Genomic DNA, 16,587 nt, shown 5'->3' with positions numbered 1-16,587 from the left:
CGCTAAGGTCCGCGCGGTGGCGGGTCAAGCCGCCCGCCCCGCGCGCCCGACGACGGCGGGAGGCCCGGCACATGGCAGCAGCGAGCACACAGGCACTCGACCCACGCGACTTCCTCGCGATCGGCGACCAGCTCACCCCCGAGGAACGGGACATCAGGGACGTGGTGCGGTCCTTCGTCCGTGACCAGGTGCTGCCGCACGTCGGCGGCTGGTTCGAGAAGGGGGAGATCCCGGCGGACCTGCCGGAACGCCTCGGCAAGCTCGGTGTCCTGGGCATGCACCTCGAGGGGTACGGCTGCGCGGGCACCAGCGCGACCGCCTACGGCGTGGCGTGCATGGAACTCGAGGCTGGCGACAGCGGACTGCGCAGCATGGTGTCGGTCCAGGGCTCGCTGGCGATGTACGCGATCCACCGGTGGGGCTCGGAGGAGCAGAAGACCGAGTGGCTGCCCCGGATGGCGGCCGGCGAGGCGATCGGCTGCTTCGGCCTGACCGAACCGGACTCCGGCTCCGACCCGAGTTCGATGCGCACCCGCGCCCGCAGGGACGGCGACGACTGGATCCTCGACGGCCACAAGATGTGGATCACCAACGGTTCGCGCGCCGACGTCGCGGTCGTCTGGGCCACCACGGACGAGGGCGTGCGCGGCTTCCTCGTGCCGCGCGACACCCCCGGATTCACCACGCGTGACATCCACGCCAAGCTGTCGCTGCGGGCCTCGATCACGTCCGAACTCGTCCTCGAGGGCGTGCGGCTGCCGGACTCGGCGCGCCTGCCGGAGGCGACGTCGCTGCGCGGTCCGCTCTCGTGCCTCGGCGAGGCGCGGTACGGGATCGTCTGGGGCGCCGCCGGCGCCGCCCGAGCCTGCCTGGAGGCCGCAGCCGACTACGCCGCCACGCGTGAGCAGTTCGGCAGGCCCATCGCCTCGTTCCAACTCCAGCAGCAGAAGCTCGCCGACATGGCCGTCGAGGTCAACCGCGCGACGCTGCTGGCCTTGCACCTCGGGCGGATGAAGGACGCAGGCACCCTGCGCACCGAGCACGTCAGCATGGGCAAGCTGGCCAACGTCAACTCCGCCCTGCAGGTGGCCCGCACCGCCCGGCAGATGCTCGGCGCCAACGGCATCACGCTCGACTACCCGGTGATCCGGCACATGGCCAACCTGGAATCGGTCGTCACCTACGAGGGCACGGCCGACGTCCACTCGCTCGTGGTGGGCGGCGCGGTCGCGGGCGTGCCGCCGGCGTTCCGATGAGGGCGCAGACGGCGCAGACGGCGCCGAACACGACGGCGCAGCACGCGCTGGCCGACCTGCGCCGGGCGATCGTCGCCGGCGAGCTCCGGCCGGGCCAGCGGGTCCGACAGGAGGAGGTCGCCGCCCGCCTGGACATGAGCCTGGCGCCCGTGCGCGAGGCGTTGCGGGTGCTCGAACAGGAGGGGCAGGTCGAGTACCGGCCGCGGCGCGGCTACTTCATCACGGCGCTCGACGTCGCCGATCTCGTCGAGATCTACGCCTTGCGGCAGGTACTGGAGGAGCGGGCGGCGCGGGCCGCGGTGCCGGTGCTCGACGGCGACGCGCTGGAACGGATCACCCTCGCCGAACGCGACTGTGCCGAGGCGGCGGCCCGCGGCGATGTCGTGGCCGAGCTGGCCGCCAACCGGCGGTTCCACTTCGGCATTCTCGACGCCCCGGGCCAGGTGCACACGATGCGCCTGATCCGGTTGCTGTGGGAGTCGACCGAGTCGTACCGGGCGCTGTACTACAACGCCCCGGAGGAACGCGAGCGCACCGTCGACGACCACACGCGGATCCTCGAGGCGGTGCGGGCCCGCGACGTCGACACTGTCGTGCGCCTGTTGGACGCGCACCGGCAGCGGGCGCTCGACGTGCTCACCGGGGTGCTGGGGGAGTAACGCCGCGAGTAGCGGTTACGGCGCGGTGGGTTCGGTGGCCTCGTCGGGCTCGGGGCGCTTGTCGGCTGGGCGCGGTGAGTGGCGCGCCCAGTACGAGGCGAGCAACGAACCGGACAGGTTGTGCCACACCGACGACACCGCACCGGGCAGCGCCGCGGCCGGCTCGAAGTGGGTGGTCGCCAGGCTCGAGGCGAGCCCGGAGTTCTGCATGCCCACCTCGACGCTGACGGCCCGGCGGGTGGACTCGTCGAGTCCGGCGAGCTTCGCCGCGCCGTAGCCGAGGCCCAGGCCGAGCGTGTTGTGGGCGATCACGGCGAGCAGCAGGATCCAGCCGCTCGTGGCGATGGTGTCCGCGTTGGCGCCGACGATGCCCGCGACGACGACCACGATGCCGGTGACCGACACGAGCGGCAGGTACGGCAGGAACTTCTGGACCCACCGGTCGGCCACGGCCCGGAGGACGAGTCCGGCGAGCACGGGGATCAGGACCACCTGGGCCACCGAGACGAACATGTCGCCGAAGCCGACGGGCAGGTTCGACCCGGCGAGCAGCAGCACGAGCAGCGGCGTCACCACCGGCGCCAGCAGCGTCGAGACGGACGTGAGGGTCACCGACAGGGCGACGTCGCCCTTCGACAGGTAGACGATCACGTTCGACGCCGTGCCACCCGGCGCCGAGCCGAGCAGCACCATGCCGATGAGCAGCGCCCCGGTCAGCCCGAGCGCCTGCGAGATGCCCCACGCGGTGAACGGCATGATCGCGAACTGCGCGAGGAGCCCGAACAGGATGGCCAGCGGCCTGCGGGCCACGAGCAGGAAGTCCGCGGCCCGCAGCGTGAGGCCCATACCGAACATGATGATGCCGAGGAAGATCGGCACGTGGTCGGCGAGCCCGGACGTCTGATCCGGGATGACCATGCCGACCACGGCACCGAGGAGGACGAGAAGTCCGAACCACTTGCCTGCGAGTTCCGCGGTCGCCCTGATGATGCCGCGTCGTTGCGTCATATAGCCGCCTCCTGGATGCGTGCGCATGGCACTGTAAGCCAACCGTCGCCCGGTCGGGTACACAGATGGCGTGAGTGTTTTCCCGGCCACTTCGGTCGTCCCGTCCGCTCCGGTGTCCGGCGAGACCGCCGACGCGGTGGTGATCGGCGCGGGCCCGAACGGTCTCGTCGCGGCGAACCTGCTCGCCGACGCGGGCTGGGACGTGCTCGTGCTGGAGGCGATGCCGTCGCCGGGTGGGGCGGTCCGCAGCAGCGAGACGGTCGAGCCGGGGTTCGTCACCGACCTGTTCAGCGCCTTCTACCCGATGGCGGCGGTCTCACCGGTCCTGCGCACGCTCGACCTGCCCCGCCACGGCCTGCGGTGGCGGCACGCCCCGGTTCCGCTGGCGCACGTGCTGCCCGACGACCGGGCTGCCGTCGTGTCGCGGAACGTGGACGCGACCGCGGCGTCGATGGAGGCGTTCGCGCCGGGCGACGGCGAGGCGTGGGCGTCCGAGGTCGAGCTGTGGCACCGGGTGCGGGACCGGCTGCTGGACGCGTTGTTCACCCCGCTACCCGCGGTGCGGGCTGGTGCTCGGCTCGCGCGTGCGGCGGGCCCGGCCGAAGGCATGCGGCTGGCCAGGACCGCGGCGATGCCGGTGACGGCGTGGGCCGGCGAGAGGTTCACCGGCGCCGGGGCGCGCGGTGGCCGCGGGCAATGCACTGCACACCGACGTCGGTCCGGCGCAGGCCGGCAGCGCGGTGTTCGGCTGGCTGCTGTCGATGCTCGCCCAGGACGTCGGCTTCCCGGTACCCGACGGGGGTGCGGGCGCGCTGACCGAGGCCCTGGTGCGCCGGCTTGAGTCCCGGGGCGGGCGGGTCGAGTGCGGACGGCCCGTGACGCGGGTCGTCACCTCCGGATCGCGGGCCGTCGGCGTGATCGCAGGGAACGCGGTGCGGGCTCGGCGGGCGGTGCTCGCGGCGGTGCCGGCACCGATCCTCTACGAACGGCTGCTGCGCCCCGACGCGGTGCCCGCGCGGCTGGGCCGCGACCTGCGCCGGTTCCGGTGGGACGCGGCGACGGTGAAGGTCAACTGGACGCTGTCCGGCCCGATTCCGTGGACGGCACCCGAGGCGGCGCAGGCGGGCACCGTGCATGTCGGCGGTGACCTCGAGGCGCTGGCACGGTTCGGGCTCGACCTCGAACTCGGCGCCCTGCCGGCGGAGCCGATGCTGGTGGTGGGGCAGATGGCGGTCGCCGATCCGTCGCGGGCGCTGCGGGCCGGGAGTCGGCGTGGGCGTACACGCACATCCCGCGCGGGCTGGGGTGGGACGCCGACCGGGTGCGCCGGTTCGCCGACGGCATGCAGGCGGTGCTCGAACGCCGCGCGCCGGGCTTCGGCTCGCGGGTGCGCGCCCGGACCGTCCAGGGGCCGGTCGAACTGGAACGCGACAATCCGGCCCTCGTCGAGGGCGCCGTGAACGGGGGCAGTGCGGCGATGCACCAGCAGCTGCTGTGGCGGCCCGTGCCGGGCACGGGCCGCGCGGACACTCCGGTGGACCGGCTGTTCCTGGCGGGGGCGTCGGCCCACCCCGGAGGGGCCGTGCACGGCGGTCCCGGGGCGAACGCGGCGCGCGCCGCACTGGCCAGAGCCGGTGCCGGCGGACTGCTCTACCGTGCCGGCATCGGCGGCCTGCACCGCCTGCTGCACGGCGACTGACCGCCCGCGCCTACAGGTCGCGGACGGTTTCGTCGGCGACGAACAGCATCGCCTTCCAAATCCCGTCGGAGGCGGCGCGGCGCTGACGTTGCGCCCCGGTGCCCTCGCCGAGGAGGTGCGCGAGGAGCGTCTCGGTCCGCTCGAGATCGCCGGCGGCCTCGAGCGCCGGGCGGATGTGGTCGAGCAGCAGCTGCGCGAGTTCCGAGGCCGGGCGGGCCTGTGCGGTCCACGGGTCGACGCCGCGGCCGGCCAGGCCGTACCGGGCGGCCGCCCACACCCCGGCCGACAGCACCGTGTCGTCGGCGCAGGGCTCGGTCTCGTCCGCGGCACCCGACAGGGCGGTGTCGACGAGCCCACGCACCAGCAGGGCCTGCAGGAGGGACTCGTCCGGGGTGATGGCCGTGTCGGCGACGCGCACCTCGACGGTCGGCAGGGTAGGGGAGGGTCGCGCCAACCAGAACGTCGTGTACCGGGCGCGAGCGCCCCGCTGCCCACGAGCCGGTCGACGGCGGCGTCGTGCTCGGCCACGTCGGCGAACCGGGGCGGGATGCCGGCGGTGGGGAAGCGGGCGTGCTGCATGGTGCGCCAGCTGGCGTAGCCGGTGTCGTGCCCGCGGTCGTACGGCGAGTTCGCCGACAGCGCGAGCAACGTCGGCAGCCACGGCCGTAGATGGTTGACCGCGGCCACGGCGTGCTCGCGGTCGGGCACGCCGACGTGGACGTGACAGCCGCAGCCCTCGTAGTCGCCGATCAAACCCCGGTACAGCCCGTCCAGTTCGGTGTACTGCGGGTCGGAGCCGAGCGGCACCGACGGTCCCGTGACCGCGGGTGTGCCTGCCGCGGCCAGGGCGAGCCCCTCGTCGGCGGCTGCGGCGGCGAGCCGCCGACGACCGGCGCGGATCTGTTCGCGCAGCGTCACCGACGTGGTGCTGATACCGGTCGCGGCCTCGACCTGGCTCGCGCGCAGCTCGGGGTGCCAGGCCGGTCCGGCGTCCACGCGGGGCCGGTCCTCGGCCTCGGGCAGGCGCGTGAGGACATCGTCGGCGGCGGGCACGGTCTGTCCCGTGTCGGGGTCGACCAGGAGGAACTCCTCCTCGACGCCGACGGTGCGGGCAGCGGACATCGCGTCCCTCCGTTCACTGTTGGGTGGAGCGCCTACGCGGCCTCGGGGAACGGCAGGGCTCGGAAAGCGGGGCCGGGTCAGCGTCCGGTGAAGCGGGCCGGGCGGCGCTCCACGAAGCTCTGGAGGCCTTCTGCGGCGTCCTCGCTGGCGAGAATGCCGGGCAGCGCCTCGCGAAGGTGCTCGGCCGCGGCCTGCTCGTTCTCGCGGCGCTGTACGACGCGCGCGTTGGCGAGCGAGGCCTGCACGCCGAGCGGCGCCTGTGCGGCGATCACCTCGGCCAGTTCGATCGCTCGGTCGAGCTGCCGGCCCGGCTCGACGACCTCCTGCACGAGACCGATGCGGTGGGCCTCGTCGGCGCCGAACTCCTCGCCGGTGAGCAGGAACCGCATCGCGTTGCCCCAGCCGAGCTGGGTCGTGGCGCGCACGGTCGCGCCGCCGAACGGCATGATGCCCCGGCCGATCTCGAGCTGGCGGAACCGCACGTCGTTCGCGCCGACCACGATGTCGGAGGCCAGGGCGAGCTCGATCGACAGCGTGAACGCGATGCCCTGGACGGCCAGCACGACCGGCTTGGGCACGGGCGGCTTCCAGAGTCCGAACGGGTCGTAGGAGCCGCCGCCGGACAGCGTCCCCGGCCCCTCGTCCTGAATCGCGGGCCACACGTCGGCCAGATCCAGACCGGCGCTGAAGTGGTCGCCGTGGCCGTACACGACGGCGACGCGGGCCTCGGGGTCCTCGGCGAGCCGGTCGTAGGCGAGGCCCACCTCCTCGATCGTGCGCCGGTCCCACGCATTGCGTTTCTCGGGCCGGTTCACGCCGATCAGAAGGACGTGGCCGCGCTGCTCAACGGTGACTCGGGGGGACAACTCTCCGGACCTCCTCGGGCTTCGGTGCTCGCGGGAGCAGCGTGCCACATCCAGATGTATAACGGCCTATACGCCGGGGCATGGTGGAGGCGAAGCCTCCCGACGTCACCTCAACGACGGCTCAGCCCACAGGCACAGACGAGCGGGGGCCTCAGAACGACACCGGGTTCTCGGCGTCGTTCTCGCTGCCGGTACGCGTCGTGTACTCGAGCACCTTGTGCTCGTGGAGCATCGCGAGGATCCGGTCGGCGGCGGCCTCGGGGGAGCCGGCACTGGTGTCGACGCGCAGCTCCGGCGTCTCGGGCACCTCGTACACGTCGTCCACGCCGGTCATGCCCTTGATCTCGCCGGCGGCCGCACGGGCGTAGAGACCCTTCGGGTCGCGGCGCGCACATTCCTCGAGCGGCGTCGCGACATGGACCTCGAAGAACGCCGAGTCCCGTTCGGCATGGTGCTCACGGACCGCCTGGCGGGTCTCCGCGTACGGAGCGATGACGGGAACCAGGGTCAGCACCCGGTGCCGGGACAGCAGCTCGGCGATGAACCCGACGCGCCGGCCCTGCTTGTCCCGGTCCTCGCGGCTGAAGCCGAGGTCGCTCGAGATGGTGCGGCGGACCTCGTCCCCGTCGAGCACCTCGACCTCGACGTCCTCGCTGTCACCGGCCACCACGGTGGCGACCGCGTTGGCCACCGTCGACTTCCCGGCACCCGACAACCCGGTCAGCCACACCGTGGCGCCGCGGGTGAGACGAAGGGACCGGTCCGCAGTCATCGAAGCTCCTCCACAAAGACGTTGCTGACACCATCATCCGTGCTGAATGAAACGCGCCGGGAAGGGCACAGCAAACCATCCTCTGTGACCGAGTACTCTCCCGGGGCCATGAGCTCCGCGACAACCCCCGCCACCCAGCGCGTCTATCTGCACATCGGGCTGCCCAAGACCGGCACGACGTCGCTTCAGGAGCTGTTGTGGCACAACCGGGAGGTCCTGACCGCCGACGGCGTGGCCTTCCCCGGCCATGACCTCGGCGCGCATCATCGCGCGGTCGCCGACGTCCACCCCGGACGGTACGGCGGCTGGAAGGAGAAGCGCACCCCCGGATCGTGGGCGTGGCTGGTCGAACAGGCCAAGGCGCACCAGGGCACGACGTTGATCTCCTCGGAGCTGCTGGCCCCGGCGAGCCCGCAGGAGGCCCGCCAGGTCGTGGACGCCTTCCCGTTCGCCGAGGTGCACATCGTCTGCACGGTGCGGGACCTGGCCCGGCAGATCCCCTCGGTGTGGCAGGAGAACGTGAAAACCCGGCAGAGCACGTCCTACCCCGCCCTGCTGGCGTCGCTGCGCGCACCCGAGCTGGATGACACGGCCCGGCTGTTCTGGGACTACCAGGAGGTGCCGCGCGTGCTCGAGACCTGGGGCGCACGCTGCCGCCCGAGCAGGTCCATGTCGTCACCGTGCCGCCACGCGGCGGACGTTCGGACGTGCTCTGGGAGCGGTTCGCGGGGCTGCTGGGCCTCGACCCGGCGAAGTACGAGACCGACATCCCGCACTACGGCAACTTCTCGCTCGGCTACCCCGAGACCGAGTTCCTGCGCCGCGTGAACGAGAACCTCGACGGGGAGTTCCCGTGGCTGGCCTACGCCTCGCGGGTCAAGGACGACCTTGCGGTCAACACGCTCAGCGCGCGCAGCGGCCGCGGCAGCATCCCGCTGCCGAAGCAGGACCAGGACTGGGTGCGCGACAAGGCCGAGGGCTACATCAGCGCGTTGACCGAGCGGGGCTACGACGTCGTCGGCGACCTGGCCGAACTGCGCCCCGCGGAGCCGCGCGGCGACGAACCGGCCACGGCCGACGAGTTGACGCCCAGCGATGCGCAGATCGCCGAGATCGCCACCGAATCGGCTGTCGCGCTGCTCAAGCACCCGGCCGGCTCGCGGCGGATGTTGGGCCGCAAGCCCCCGCCGCCGCCCCGCGCCGTGAAGCTGCGCCACACGGTGATGCGCCTGTCCGAGAAGTACGCGCCGGTGATGGCCGCGCGCCGGACGCTGTGGAAGGTGCGTGCCAAGATCGGTCGCTGAGTACCGACGGCGAGCGGATGGAGCAGGCGATGACGGCGCCGAGCAAGGTGGAGCTGACCGGGACCGGCGGCAGGTGGACGCTGACGCTGAACGACCCGGACCGGCGCAACTGTCTGGACGAGCAGGTGTGCCGGGAACTGGGCGAGGCCATCGACACCGTCGCCGCCGACGCCGACGCCCGCACGCTCGTCGTGACGGGTGCGGGGAAGGCGTTCTGCGCGGGGGCCGATCTGCCGGCGTTGTTCGGCGACGCCGCCGAGCGTCCGGTCGGTGAGCTGCGCACGCAGCTGCACGGCGTCTACGACAGCTTCCTGCGGTTGCGCAGGCTCGACATCCCGACCATCGCGGCGGTCCAGGGCGCGGCGGTCGGCGCCGGGCTGAACCTGGCGATGGCGTGTGATATCCGCATCGCGGGGCCGCAGGCCTCGTTCGCCGCCACGTTCTCCCGGATAGGCCTGCACCCCGGCGGTGGGTGCACGTGGTTCCTGGTCGACGCGCTCGGTCCGCAGCGGGCCATGGCGTTGCTGCTGGACGGTGGCGCGTTGGACGCCGACGCGGCCGTCGCCGAGGGGCTGGCGCTCGAGACCGCCGACGACGCCGTCGCGCGGGCGCACGAGCTCGCGCAGCGGTGGGCGGAGCACGATCCGGCGCTCGTCCGCGACATCAAGACCGCCGTCGGACTGGCAGGCGGGGGAGACTTCGACGCGACGCTCGAGTTCGAGGCGTGGGCGCAGGCCTCCAGCGCGGGCGGTCCGAAGATCCAGGAGTTCGTGGACCGGTTCCGCGGCAGGTAGCGGCTCCGTCGTCAGGCAGCGGTGTCAGGCGATGAGGCCGGCGGGGGCGCACAGTTCGCCGCGGCGTCGCCTGCGGAGCCATACCCGGCGGGTGCCGTCGCCGTAGAGGCGGACGTTCGACAGTTCCCAGCCGGTGAACTCGGCCTGGATGGCGAGTTGCACGGCCGCGGTCACGCGCGAGACGCCCGGCGGCAGTTGCACCCGCCGGTACTCCCAGTCGTCGTCGACCACCGCTTCCGCACGTGTCATGGCTCGATCACCTGGATACCTTCCTCGGCCGCCGACCCGACGACGACCTGGGACGTCCGGTCGTCGACGGTAACCGAATTCGGCTGGCGAACGGTCGGTAGCCGGAACTTTTCCTCCGGTTGTCCGCCGCGCATGCTGTAGCCGACAACCTCGTTACGTTCGGTCAACGTCACCCAGGCGACATCGCGTTCCGCGTCGTAGGCCACGCCGTAGGCGCCCCCTTCGACGGGGTGGTGCTGGCGCAGCAGGAGGGGTTCTGCGTCGAAGGCGAGCAGGGCGCCGTTGCGCGCGTCGGTGACCAGCACGCGGCCGAACTCGTCGGTGTCGGCCATGGCCGCGCCCTGGCCGGCGCGCAGGCCCTCGCCGATCGCGTCGTCGTCGAGGTCCAGGCTGAACGCTGCGGTGCGCAGTTTGTCGAGCACGACGGCGCCGCCGTCGGCCACCAGCACGTCGTCGGCGCTGTAGAGCTCGCCGCCGATCGCGCGGGTCGGGCGGTCCTGGGCGTCGAGCACCTGCACGGTCTGGTCGTCGCGCAGGGCGACGAGCGTCTCGTCGCCGCGCTCCGCGACGGCCGCGGGGCCGCCGTCGACCTCGACGGTCCGGGCCTCGCCGGAGTCGGGGTCGATGCGGGCGAACGCGTCGGCGTCCGGCATGGCGGCGACGATGCGGTCGTCGATGGTGCGCAGGGAGGCGACCTCGCCGGGCAGGGACACGGTCCGCGGGTCGCCCGGTTCGGCCAGGTCGTGCAGCTGCACCGCGTTCTCGCCCTCGACGGCGACGGCGAGCGTGCCGCCGGACGCGGCCAGCGCCGTGACGTTGCCGTCGGCGGGAACGACCTCGCCGGCCGGCTCCACGTCGGTGGCCGGGGACTCGGCGGGCTCGGCGCGCTCGGGGTCCTGCACCACCTGGAGCGAGTCACCGCTGACCGGGCCACCGTCGTCCGAGCAGCCGGCGAGAGTGAGGCCGGCGACGAGGGTCAGCGCGGCGAGCCGGACGGTGCGGCTGCGGACGGGACGGGTGGGCGACACGGTCACCTGTTCTCCTCTGTGGGCGCGTGGTCGGCGCCGCCGGCGGGGTCGCTGACGTCGTCGAGCGCCCCACGGATGGCGTCGGGCAGGGTGAGCTCCTCGGCGGCGAGCGAGCCGGCGAGCTGCGCGGCGTCGCGGGACCCGACGACCGGGGCGACGACGCCCGGCCGGTCGCGGACCCACGCCAGCGCCACGGCCAGGGGAGAGGTGCTCAGGCCCTCGGCGGCGGTGGCGACGGCCTCGACGATGCGGGCCGCGCGGTCTGTGCGGTGCCGGTCGACGTAGCCGCCGTAGGTGGTCGAGGCGCCGCGGGAGTCGGCGGGCGTGCCGCCGCGGTACTTGCCGGTCAGAACGCCGCGGCCGAGCGGGGCCCACGGCAGCAGGCCGATGCCGTGGTGGGCGGCCGCGGGCACGACCTCGGCCTCGACGCCCCGGTCGAGCAGCGAGTACTCGCTCTGCGTCGAGACGATCCGCGGCGCGGTGCTGCCGATGCCGCGGAGGCCGCAGGCGGCGGTGGCCAGCTGCCAGCCCGCGTAGTTGGACACGCCCACGTAGCGCACGCGGCCGCTGGTCACGGCGTGGTCGAGGGCCGAGAGCGTCTCCTCGATCGGCACCGCGGGGTCCCAGGCGTGCACCTGCCAGAGGTCGAGGTGGTCGACCCCCAACCTGCGCAGCGAGTCATCCAACGCGGCCAGCAACGAACCGCGGGACGCGCCGCCGCCGAAGGGCCCGGCGGCCCGCCGGGCGGCCGCCTTCGTGGCGAGGACGATGTCCTCCCGGGGAACGAGGTCGGCGAGCAGGGACCCGAGGATCCGCTCGCTCTCGCCGTCGCCGTAGACGTCGGCGGTGTCGACGAGCGTGCCTCCCGCATCGACGAACGCCACGAGTTGGTTGGCGGCTTCCTCGGCGTCGGTGTCGGTGCCCCAGGACATCGTGCCGAGGCCCATGCGTGACACCTTCAGGCCGGAGGCGCCGAGAGGGCGACATTCCATCGGCCCAGACTAACGATGCGACCCCCGGCGATCTTGACCAAGGCACCCTCTTCGGCCTGTCGTCCCACCGATAGTGTCCGCCCCGTGCGATTGGGTGTGAACCTCGGTTACTGGGGTGCAGGGAACGACGCGAGTAATTTGACACTCGCCAAACATGCTGACGAACTCGGCTTTTCCGTGGTGTGGGTTGCCGAGGCGTACGGGTCGGACGCGCCGACGGTGCTGTCGTGGATCGCGGCGCAGACGTCGTCGATCGACGTCGGCAGCGCGGTGCTGCAGATCCCGGCGCGCACGCCGGCGACGACCGCGATGACGGCGGCCACGTTGGACTCGCTGTCCGGTGGCCGGTTCCGGTTGGGGCTGGGTGTGTCCGGTCCGCAGGTGTCGGAGGGCTGGCACGGCGTCCGGTTCACCTCGCCGCTGGGCCGGACCCGCGAGTACGTCGACATCGTCCGGTCCGCGCTGCGCCGCGAGAAGGTCGCTTACGAGGGTGAGCACTTCCGGCTGCCGCTGCCCGACGGGCCGGGCAAGGCGCTGCGGCTGACGGTGCACCCGGTGCGCGAGCACGTGCCGATGTACCTCGCGGCGATCGGCCCGCGGAACGTCGAGTTGACCGGGGAGATCGCCGACGGCTGGCTGCCGGTGTTCTTCTCGCCCGAGCACAGCGGGCCGCAGATCGAGCAGCTGCGCACGGGCGCGGAGAAGGCCGGCAGGACTCTCGAGAACTTCGACATCGCACCGACCGTCCCGCTGGTTCCCGGGGACGACTGGCGCGTGTGCGCCGACTCGGTGCGCGCCTACGCCGCGCTGTATCTCGGCGGTATGGGCAGCAAGGAGAAGAACTTCTACAACCAGCTCGCCGTGCGGATGGGCTTCGAGGCCGAGGCGGCCGAGGTGCAGGAGAAGTTCCTCGCCAAGGATCACGCCGGGGCCATGGCCGCGGTACCGGCCGAGTTCCTCGACGCCACGTCGTTGCTCGGCCCGAAGGAGCGGATCGCCGAGCGCATGGCGGCGTTCGCCGAGGCAGGAGTGACGACGTTGTCACTGTCGCCGTTCGTGGCACCGGAACAGGGACATGACACGTTGCGCACCGCGGTGGATGCGCTCGAGCTTTCAGGAGTAGCCGGCTGATGGGTTGGTTCGAAGCAATCATCCTGGGCATCGTCCAGGGCATCACCGAGTTCCTGCCCGTGTCGTCGAGCGCGCATCTGCGCGTGACGGCGGCGTTCGCGGGCTGGGACGACCCGGGTGCGGCGTTCACGGCCGTGACCCAGATCGGCACCGAACTCGCGGTGATCATCTACTTCGCGAAGAAGATCGGGTCGATCCTGAAGAACTGGTTCTTCTCGCTGTACAAGTCGGAGTACCGGCGCGATCAGGACGCCCGGATGGGCTGGCTGATCATCGTCGGCTCCATCCCGATCGCCGTGCTGGGCCTGCTGTTCGAGGAACAGATCGACCACGCGTTCCGCGACCTGCGCCTGGTGGCGACCACGTTGATCGTGTTCGGTCTGTTCCTGTGGGCGGCCGACCACTACGGCAAGCAGGACCGGACGCTGGACCACCTGACCGCCAAGCACGGTCTGTCCTACGGCATGTTCCAGGCGCTGGCGCTGATCCCGGGTGTGTCGCGCTCGGGCGGCACGATCACCGGCGGCCGGCTGATGGGCTACAACCGTTCGGCCGCGGCGGAGTACTCGTTCCTGCTGGCGGTACCCGCGGTGATGGCGTCCGGTTTCTACAAGCTGACCGACATCGGCGCCGGTGACGCGCCGGCATGGGGTCCGACGATCCTGGCGACCGTGGTGGCCTTCTTCGTCGGGTACGCCGTGGTCGCGTGGCTGATGTCGTTCATCAAGCGCCGCTCGTTCCTGCCGTTCGTGATCTACCGCGTCGCGCTCGGCATCCTGCTCTACATCCTGGTGTTCTCGGGCGTGCTGGACCCGAACGCGGGGCCCGTCTCGCACTGAGGGCACCGCGTAGAGTGACGGCGTGGGAACCGTCATTCTGTTGCGCCACGGCCGATCCACCGCCAACGGATCGGGTGTCCTGGCAGGACGCATGCCAGGGGTGGAGCTCGACGACACGGGCCGCCGGCAGGCACGACGACTGGTCGAGAGACTGTCGGACGTGCCGCTGGCGGCCCTCGTCTGTTCACCGCTGCTGCGCTGCGAGCAGACCCTCGAACCGCTCCGCACGGCCCGCGGGCTGGCGCCGGTGACCGAGCCGCGGCTGGCCGAAGTGGACTACGGCGAGTGGACCGGCCGGGAGATCAAGAGCCTCGTCGGCGAACCGCTGTGGCCGGTGGTCCAGCAGCACCCGTCGGCGGTGGTGTTCCCCGGCGGTGAGGGACTCGCGGCGATGCAGGCGCGCGCGGTGGCCGCGGTGCGCGACCACGACGCACGCATCACCGCCGAGCACGGCGAGCACGCCGTGTGGGCGCTGTGCACTCACGGCGACATACTCAAGTCGCTCATCGCCGACGCGCTCGGCCAGCACCTCGACAGTTTCCAGCGGATCATGGTCGAGCCGGCGTCGCTGTCGGTGGTGCGCTACGCCGAGACGCGCCCGTTGGTACTGCGCGTCAACGACAACGGCGGCGACCTCGGCGGCATCGTCCCGCCGCCCCCGGCCGAGTCCGAGCAGGCCGACCCCAAGACAGCGACCTCCGCCGGCGATGCCGTGGTCGGCGGTTCGACCGGACGAGAGGACCACGCGTGACCGACAACCCGTTGCTGGCGCCGAGCACCCTGCCCTACGGGCTGCCGCCGTTCGACCGGATCGCCGACGAGCACTTCCTGCCCGCGTTCGAGGCGGGTTTCGCCGAGCACCGGGCGGAGATCACGGCGATCGTGGAGGACCCGGAACCGCCGTCGTTCGAGAACACGATCGTCGCACTGGAACGCTCCGGGCAGTTGGTGCACCGTGCGGTGCTGACGCTGTTCAACCTCGTCGGACCCGACGGCACGGAGGCGCGCAGGCAGGCGCACACGGAGGTCGCGCCGAAGCTGACGGCGCACTCCGACGCCATCCACCTCGACGAGCGGCTCTTCGCCCGGGTCGCGGCGGTCCACGACCAGCGGGGCGAGCTGGACCTGACCCCGGAGCAGGACTGGCTGCTGCACCGCACGTATCTGGCGTTCGTGCGAGCGGGTGCCGGGCTGCCCGCCGAGAAACAGCAGCGGCTGCGGGAACTCAACGAACAGCTGTCCACACTGGAGACCGAGTTCGAGAACAACCTGCAGACGGAGATGAACGAGCTGGCGGTGCTGGTGGAGGACCGCGCCGAGCTGGCCGGACTCTCGGACGCGCAGATCACCGCGGCCGCGGATGCCGCGTCGGGGCGCGGTGAGGACGGCAAGTACCTGCTCACGCTCGGACTGCGACCGCGCAGCCGATCCTGGCGTCGCTGGAGAACCGGGCCCTGCGCGAGCGGGTGCACCGGGCGTCGGTGCAGCGGGGCAACCGCAACAACGCCACCGACACCAAGCAGCTGATCATCCGCATCGCGCAGCTGCGTGCCGAGCGGGCCGCCGTGCTCGGCTACCCGCACCACGCCGCCTACGTCATCGAGGACCAGACCGCCGGTTCCTCGGAGGCCGCGCAGGCGATGCTGGCCAAGCTGGCCGGTCCGGCCGTGGCCAACGCGCGCGCGGAGGCGGTCGAGCTGCGCGCGGAGATGGCCCGCGACGGCATCGACGTCGACGGTGCGGACGATCTGCAGGCGTGGGACTGGGCCTTCTATGCCGAGCGGGTGCGCAAGCGCAAGTACGAGGTGGACGAGGCGGCGCTGCGGCCGTACTTCGAACTCGACCGCGTGCTCGTCGACGGCGTGTTCCACGCCGCGGGCCAGGTGTACGGTCTGTCGTTCACCGAGCGCACGGACCTGGCCGGGTACCTGCCGGACGTGCGGGTGTTCGAGGTCTTCGACGCCGACGGGAGCCCGCTGGGTCTGTTCCTCGGAGATTTCTACACCCGGGAGACCAAGCGCGGCGGCGCGTGGATGACGAACTTCGTCGAGCAGTCGCGGCTGTTGCGCCAGCAGCCCGTGGTGCTGAACAACCTCAACATCACCAAGCCGCCGGAGGGCGAGCCGACGCTGCTGACGTTCGACGAGCTCACCACGCTGTTCCACGAGTTCGGACACGCGCTGCACGGCCTGTTGTCCGATGTGGAGTACCAGTCGCTGCAGGGACCGAGTGTGCCGCGCGATTTCGTGGAGTTCCCGTCCCAGGTCAACGAGATGTGGGCGCTGTGGCCGGAGGTGCTGGCGAACTACGCACGGCACCATGAGACGGGCGAGGCGTTGCCGGAGCAGATCGTGGCGAGGCTGAAGGAGTCCACGAGTTACGGCGAGGGCTTCCGCACCACCGAGTACCTGGCGGCGGCGCTGCTCGACCTCGCGTGGCACTCGATCGGCCCGGACACGGTGATCGACGACGTCGAGACGTTCGAGGCCGAGGCGCTGGCCAAGGCCGGGGTCGCGGTGCCCGAGGTGCCGCCGCGCTACCGCAGCACGTACTTCGCGCACATCTTCACCAACGGCTACTCGGCGGGCTACTACTCGTACATCTGGTCCGAGGTGCTCGACGCCGATTCGGTGGAGTGGTTCCGCGAGCACGGTGGGATGACGCGCGCGAACGGCGAGCGCTTCCGCCGGGAACTGCTGGCCAAGGGTGGCAGCGTCGACGTGATGGACGCCTTCCGCGCCTTCCGTGGCCGCGACCCCGAGTTGCAGCCCCTCCTCGAACGCCGTGGTGTGACGGGCGCGGCCTGACGAGCGCGGTCCGGCGGGGGAGCGGCCCCCGAACGCGAACGGGGCCTGTCCGACCTCACGC

The 16,587-nt window shown here is 72.0% G+C and carries 14 protein-coding genes and 3 pseudogenes; 9 read left to right on the top strand and 8 right to left on the bottom strand.

Annotated elements, in window-relative coordinates:
- Nucleotides 1-71 precede the first annotated feature (71 nt).
- Together BJF85_RS01095 and BJF85_RS01090 are read left to right on the top strand one after the other, a co-directional pair.
- Entirely contained in the window at nt 72-1,256 is a 1,185-nt protein-coding gene (locus BJF85_RS01095; protein WP_075845370.1) for an acyl-CoA dehydrogenase family protein, read from the top strand.
- A complete protein-coding gene (locus BJF85_RS01090) occupies nt 1,253-1,915 on the top strand; it encodes a GntR family transcriptional regulator (protein WP_075845369.1) in 663 nt (220 codons plus the stop codon). The genes BJF85_RS01095 and BJF85_RS01090 overlap by 4 nt, the downstream gene beginning before the upstream one ends.
- Before the next feature lie 15 nt (nt 1,916-1,930).
- On the opposite strand, the gene BJF85_RS01085 is transcribed toward BJF85_RS01090, so the two are convergent.
- Nucleotides 1,931-2,923 carry a bile acid:sodium symporter family protein gene (locus tag BJF85_RS01085; RefSeq protein WP_075845368.1) on the bottom strand — a complete coding sequence of 331 codons (993 nt, stop codon included), beginning with the start codon at nt 2,921-2,923 and terminating at the stop codon, nt 1,931-1,933.
- 112 nt (nt 2,924-3,035) lie between these two features.
- On the opposite strand from BJF85_RS01085, the pseudogene BJF85_RS01080 reads away from it, so the two are divergent.
- Nucleotides 3,036-4,622: pseudogene (locus tag BJF85_RS01080) on the top strand (phytoene desaturase family protein).
- Nucleotides 4,623-4,632: 10 nt separating this feature from the next.
- Here the strand turns inward: BJF85_RS01080 and BJF85_RS29350 are convergent.
- The 4 genes and pseudogenes from BJF85_RS29350 to cysC all read right to left on the bottom strand — a co-directional run bounded on the left by BJF85_RS29350 (nt 4,633) and on the right by cysC (nt 7,382).
- The gene (locus BJF85_RS29350; protein WP_255375299.1) at nt 4,633-5,076 is read right to left on the bottom strand and encodes a hypothetical protein; all 444 of its coding nucleotides are present in this window, start codon (nt 5,074-5,076) and stop codon (nt 4,633-4,635) included.
- A 104-nt stretch (nt 5,077-5,180) separates the two neighbouring features.
- Nucleotides 5,181-5,744, bottom strand: a pseudogene (locus tag BJF85_RS29345) (glutamate-cysteine ligase family protein); the annotation flags it as partial.
- 77 nt (nt 5,745-5,821) lie between these two features.
- Entirely contained in the window at nt 5,822-6,658 is an 837-nt protein-coding gene (locus BJF85_RS01070) for a crotonase/enoyl-CoA hydratase family protein (protein WP_255375298.1), read from the bottom strand.
- A 103-nt stretch (nt 6,659-6,761) separates the two neighbouring features.
- Nucleotides 6,762-7,382: an adenylyl-sulfate kinase gene (cysC, locus tag BJF85_RS01065; RefSeq protein ID WP_075845366.1), complete on the bottom strand. Its 621-nt coding sequence runs from the start codon at nt 7,380-7,382 to the stop codon at nt 6,762-6,764.
- A gap of 108 nt (nt 7,383-7,490) precedes the next feature.
- Here cysC and BJF85_RS01060 point away from each other — a divergent pair, with 108 nt between their 5' ends.
- Both BJF85_RS01060 and BJF85_RS01055 read left to right on the top strand, forming a co-directional pair.
- Nucleotides 7,491-8,210 (top strand): hypothetical protein, encoded by a 720-nt coding sequence (locus BJF85_RS01060; RefSeq protein WP_075845365.1) that lies wholly within the window; start codon nt 7,491-7,493, stop codon nt 8,208-8,210.
- 505 nt (nt 8,211-8,715) lie between these two features.
- Nucleotides 8,716-9,480: an enoyl-CoA hydratase gene (locus BJF85_RS01055; RefSeq protein WP_075845444.1), complete on the top strand. Its 765-nt coding sequence runs from the start codon at nt 8,716-8,718 to the stop codon at nt 9,478-9,480.
- 24 nt (nt 9,481-9,504) lie between these two features.
- On the opposite strand, the gene BJF85_RS01050 is transcribed toward BJF85_RS01055, so the two are convergent.
- Genes BJF85_RS01050 through BJF85_RS01040 form a run of 3 tightly spaced genes read right to left on the bottom strand, consistent with a single transcriptional unit; the run spans nt 9,505 to nt 11,749 of the window.
- Nucleotides 9,505-9,729, bottom strand: coding sequence for a DUF5703 family protein (locus BJF85_RS01050; RefSeq protein WP_075845364.1), 225 nt, complete (start codon nt 9,727-9,729; stop codon nt 9,505-9,507).
- Nucleotides 9,726-10,763: a YncE family protein gene (locus tag BJF85_RS01045; protein ID WP_255375297.1), complete on the bottom strand. Its 1,038-nt coding sequence runs from the start codon at nt 10,761-10,763 to the stop codon at nt 9,726-9,728. Before BJF85_RS01045 ends, BJF85_RS01050 begins: the two co-directional genes overlap by 4 nt.
- Nucleotides 10,760-11,749 (bottom strand): aldo/keto reductase, encoded by a 990-nt coding sequence (locus BJF85_RS01040; protein WP_075845363.1) that lies wholly within the window; start codon nt 11,747-11,749, stop codon nt 10,760-10,762. Before BJF85_RS01040 ends, BJF85_RS01045 begins: the two co-directional genes overlap by 4 nt.
- A gap of 84 nt (nt 11,750-11,833) precedes the next feature.
- Between BJF85_RS01040 and BJF85_RS01035 the strand changes: the two genes are divergently transcribed.
- The 4 genes and pseudogenes from BJF85_RS01035 (at nt 11,834) to BJF85_RS01020 (ending at nt 16,526) form a co-directional block, all read left to right on the top strand.
- A complete protein-coding gene (locus BJF85_RS01035; protein WP_075845362.1) occupies nt 11,834-12,880 on the top strand; it encodes an LLM class F420-dependent oxidoreductase in 1,047 nt (348 codons plus the stop codon).
- A complete protein-coding gene (locus BJF85_RS01030; protein WP_075845361.1) occupies nt 12,880-13,719 on the top strand; it encodes an undecaprenyl-diphosphate phosphatase in 840 nt (279 codons plus the stop codon). Before BJF85_RS01035 ends, BJF85_RS01030 begins: the two co-directional genes overlap by 1 nt.
- Before the next feature lie 22 nt (nt 13,720-13,741).
- Complete coding sequence (locus tag BJF85_RS01025) at nt 13,742-14,470, top strand: histidine phosphatase family protein (protein WP_075845360.1); 729 nt, start codon at nt 13,742-13,744, stop codon at nt 14,468-14,470.
- Nucleotides 14,467-16,526: pseudogene (locus BJF85_RS01020) on the top strand (M3 family metallopeptidase). Before BJF85_RS01025 ends, BJF85_RS01020 begins: the two are co-directional and overlap by 4 nt.
- The last annotated feature ends 61 nt before the right edge of the window (nt 16,527-16,587 follow it).

The sequence above is a fragment of the Saccharomonospora sp. CUA-673 genome, from assembly GCF_001942305.1.
GTDB lineage: Bacteria > Actinomycetota > Actinomycetes > Mycobacteriales > Pseudonocardiaceae > Prauserella.
This window is presented reverse-complemented; position numbering and strand designations above follow the sequence as displayed.

Bases quoted from the DNA above. Each gene is read 5' to 3' on its own strand.
- BJF85_RS01095 (WP_075845370.1), top strand. From the start codon at position 72: ATGGCAGCAGCGAGCACACAGGCACTCGACCCACGCGACTTCCTCGCG.
- BJF85_RS01090 (WP_075845369.1), top strand. From the start codon at position 1,253: ATGAGGGCGCAGACGGCGCAGACGGCGCCGAACACGACGGCGCAGCAC.
- BJF85_RS01085 (WP_075845368.1), bottom strand. From the start codon at position 2,923: ATGACGCAACGACGCGGCATCATCAGGGCGACCGCGGAACTCGCAGGC.
- cysC (WP_075845366.1), bottom strand. From the start codon at position 7,382: ATGACTGCGGACCGGTCCCTTCGTCTCACCCGCGGCGCCACGGTGTGG.
- BJF85_RS01060 (WP_075845365.1), top strand. From the start codon at position 7,491: ATGAGCTCCGCGACAACCCCCGCCACCCAGCGCGTCTATCTGCACATC.
- BJF85_RS01055 (WP_075845444.1), top strand. From the start codon at position 8,716: ATGACGGCGCCGAGCAAGGTGGAGCTGACCGGGACCGGCGGCAGGTGG.
- BJF85_RS01050 (WP_075845364.1), bottom strand. From the start codon at position 9,729: ATGACACGTGCGGAAGCGGTGGTCGACGACGACTGGGAGTACCGGCGG.
- BJF85_RS01040 (WP_075845363.1), bottom strand. From the start codon at position 11,749: ATGGAATGTCGCCCTCTCGGCGCCTCCGGCCTGAAGGTGTCACGCATG.
- BJF85_RS01030 (WP_075845361.1), top strand. From the start codon at position 12,880: ATGGGTTGGTTCGAAGCAATCATCCTGGGCATCGTCCAGGGCATCACC.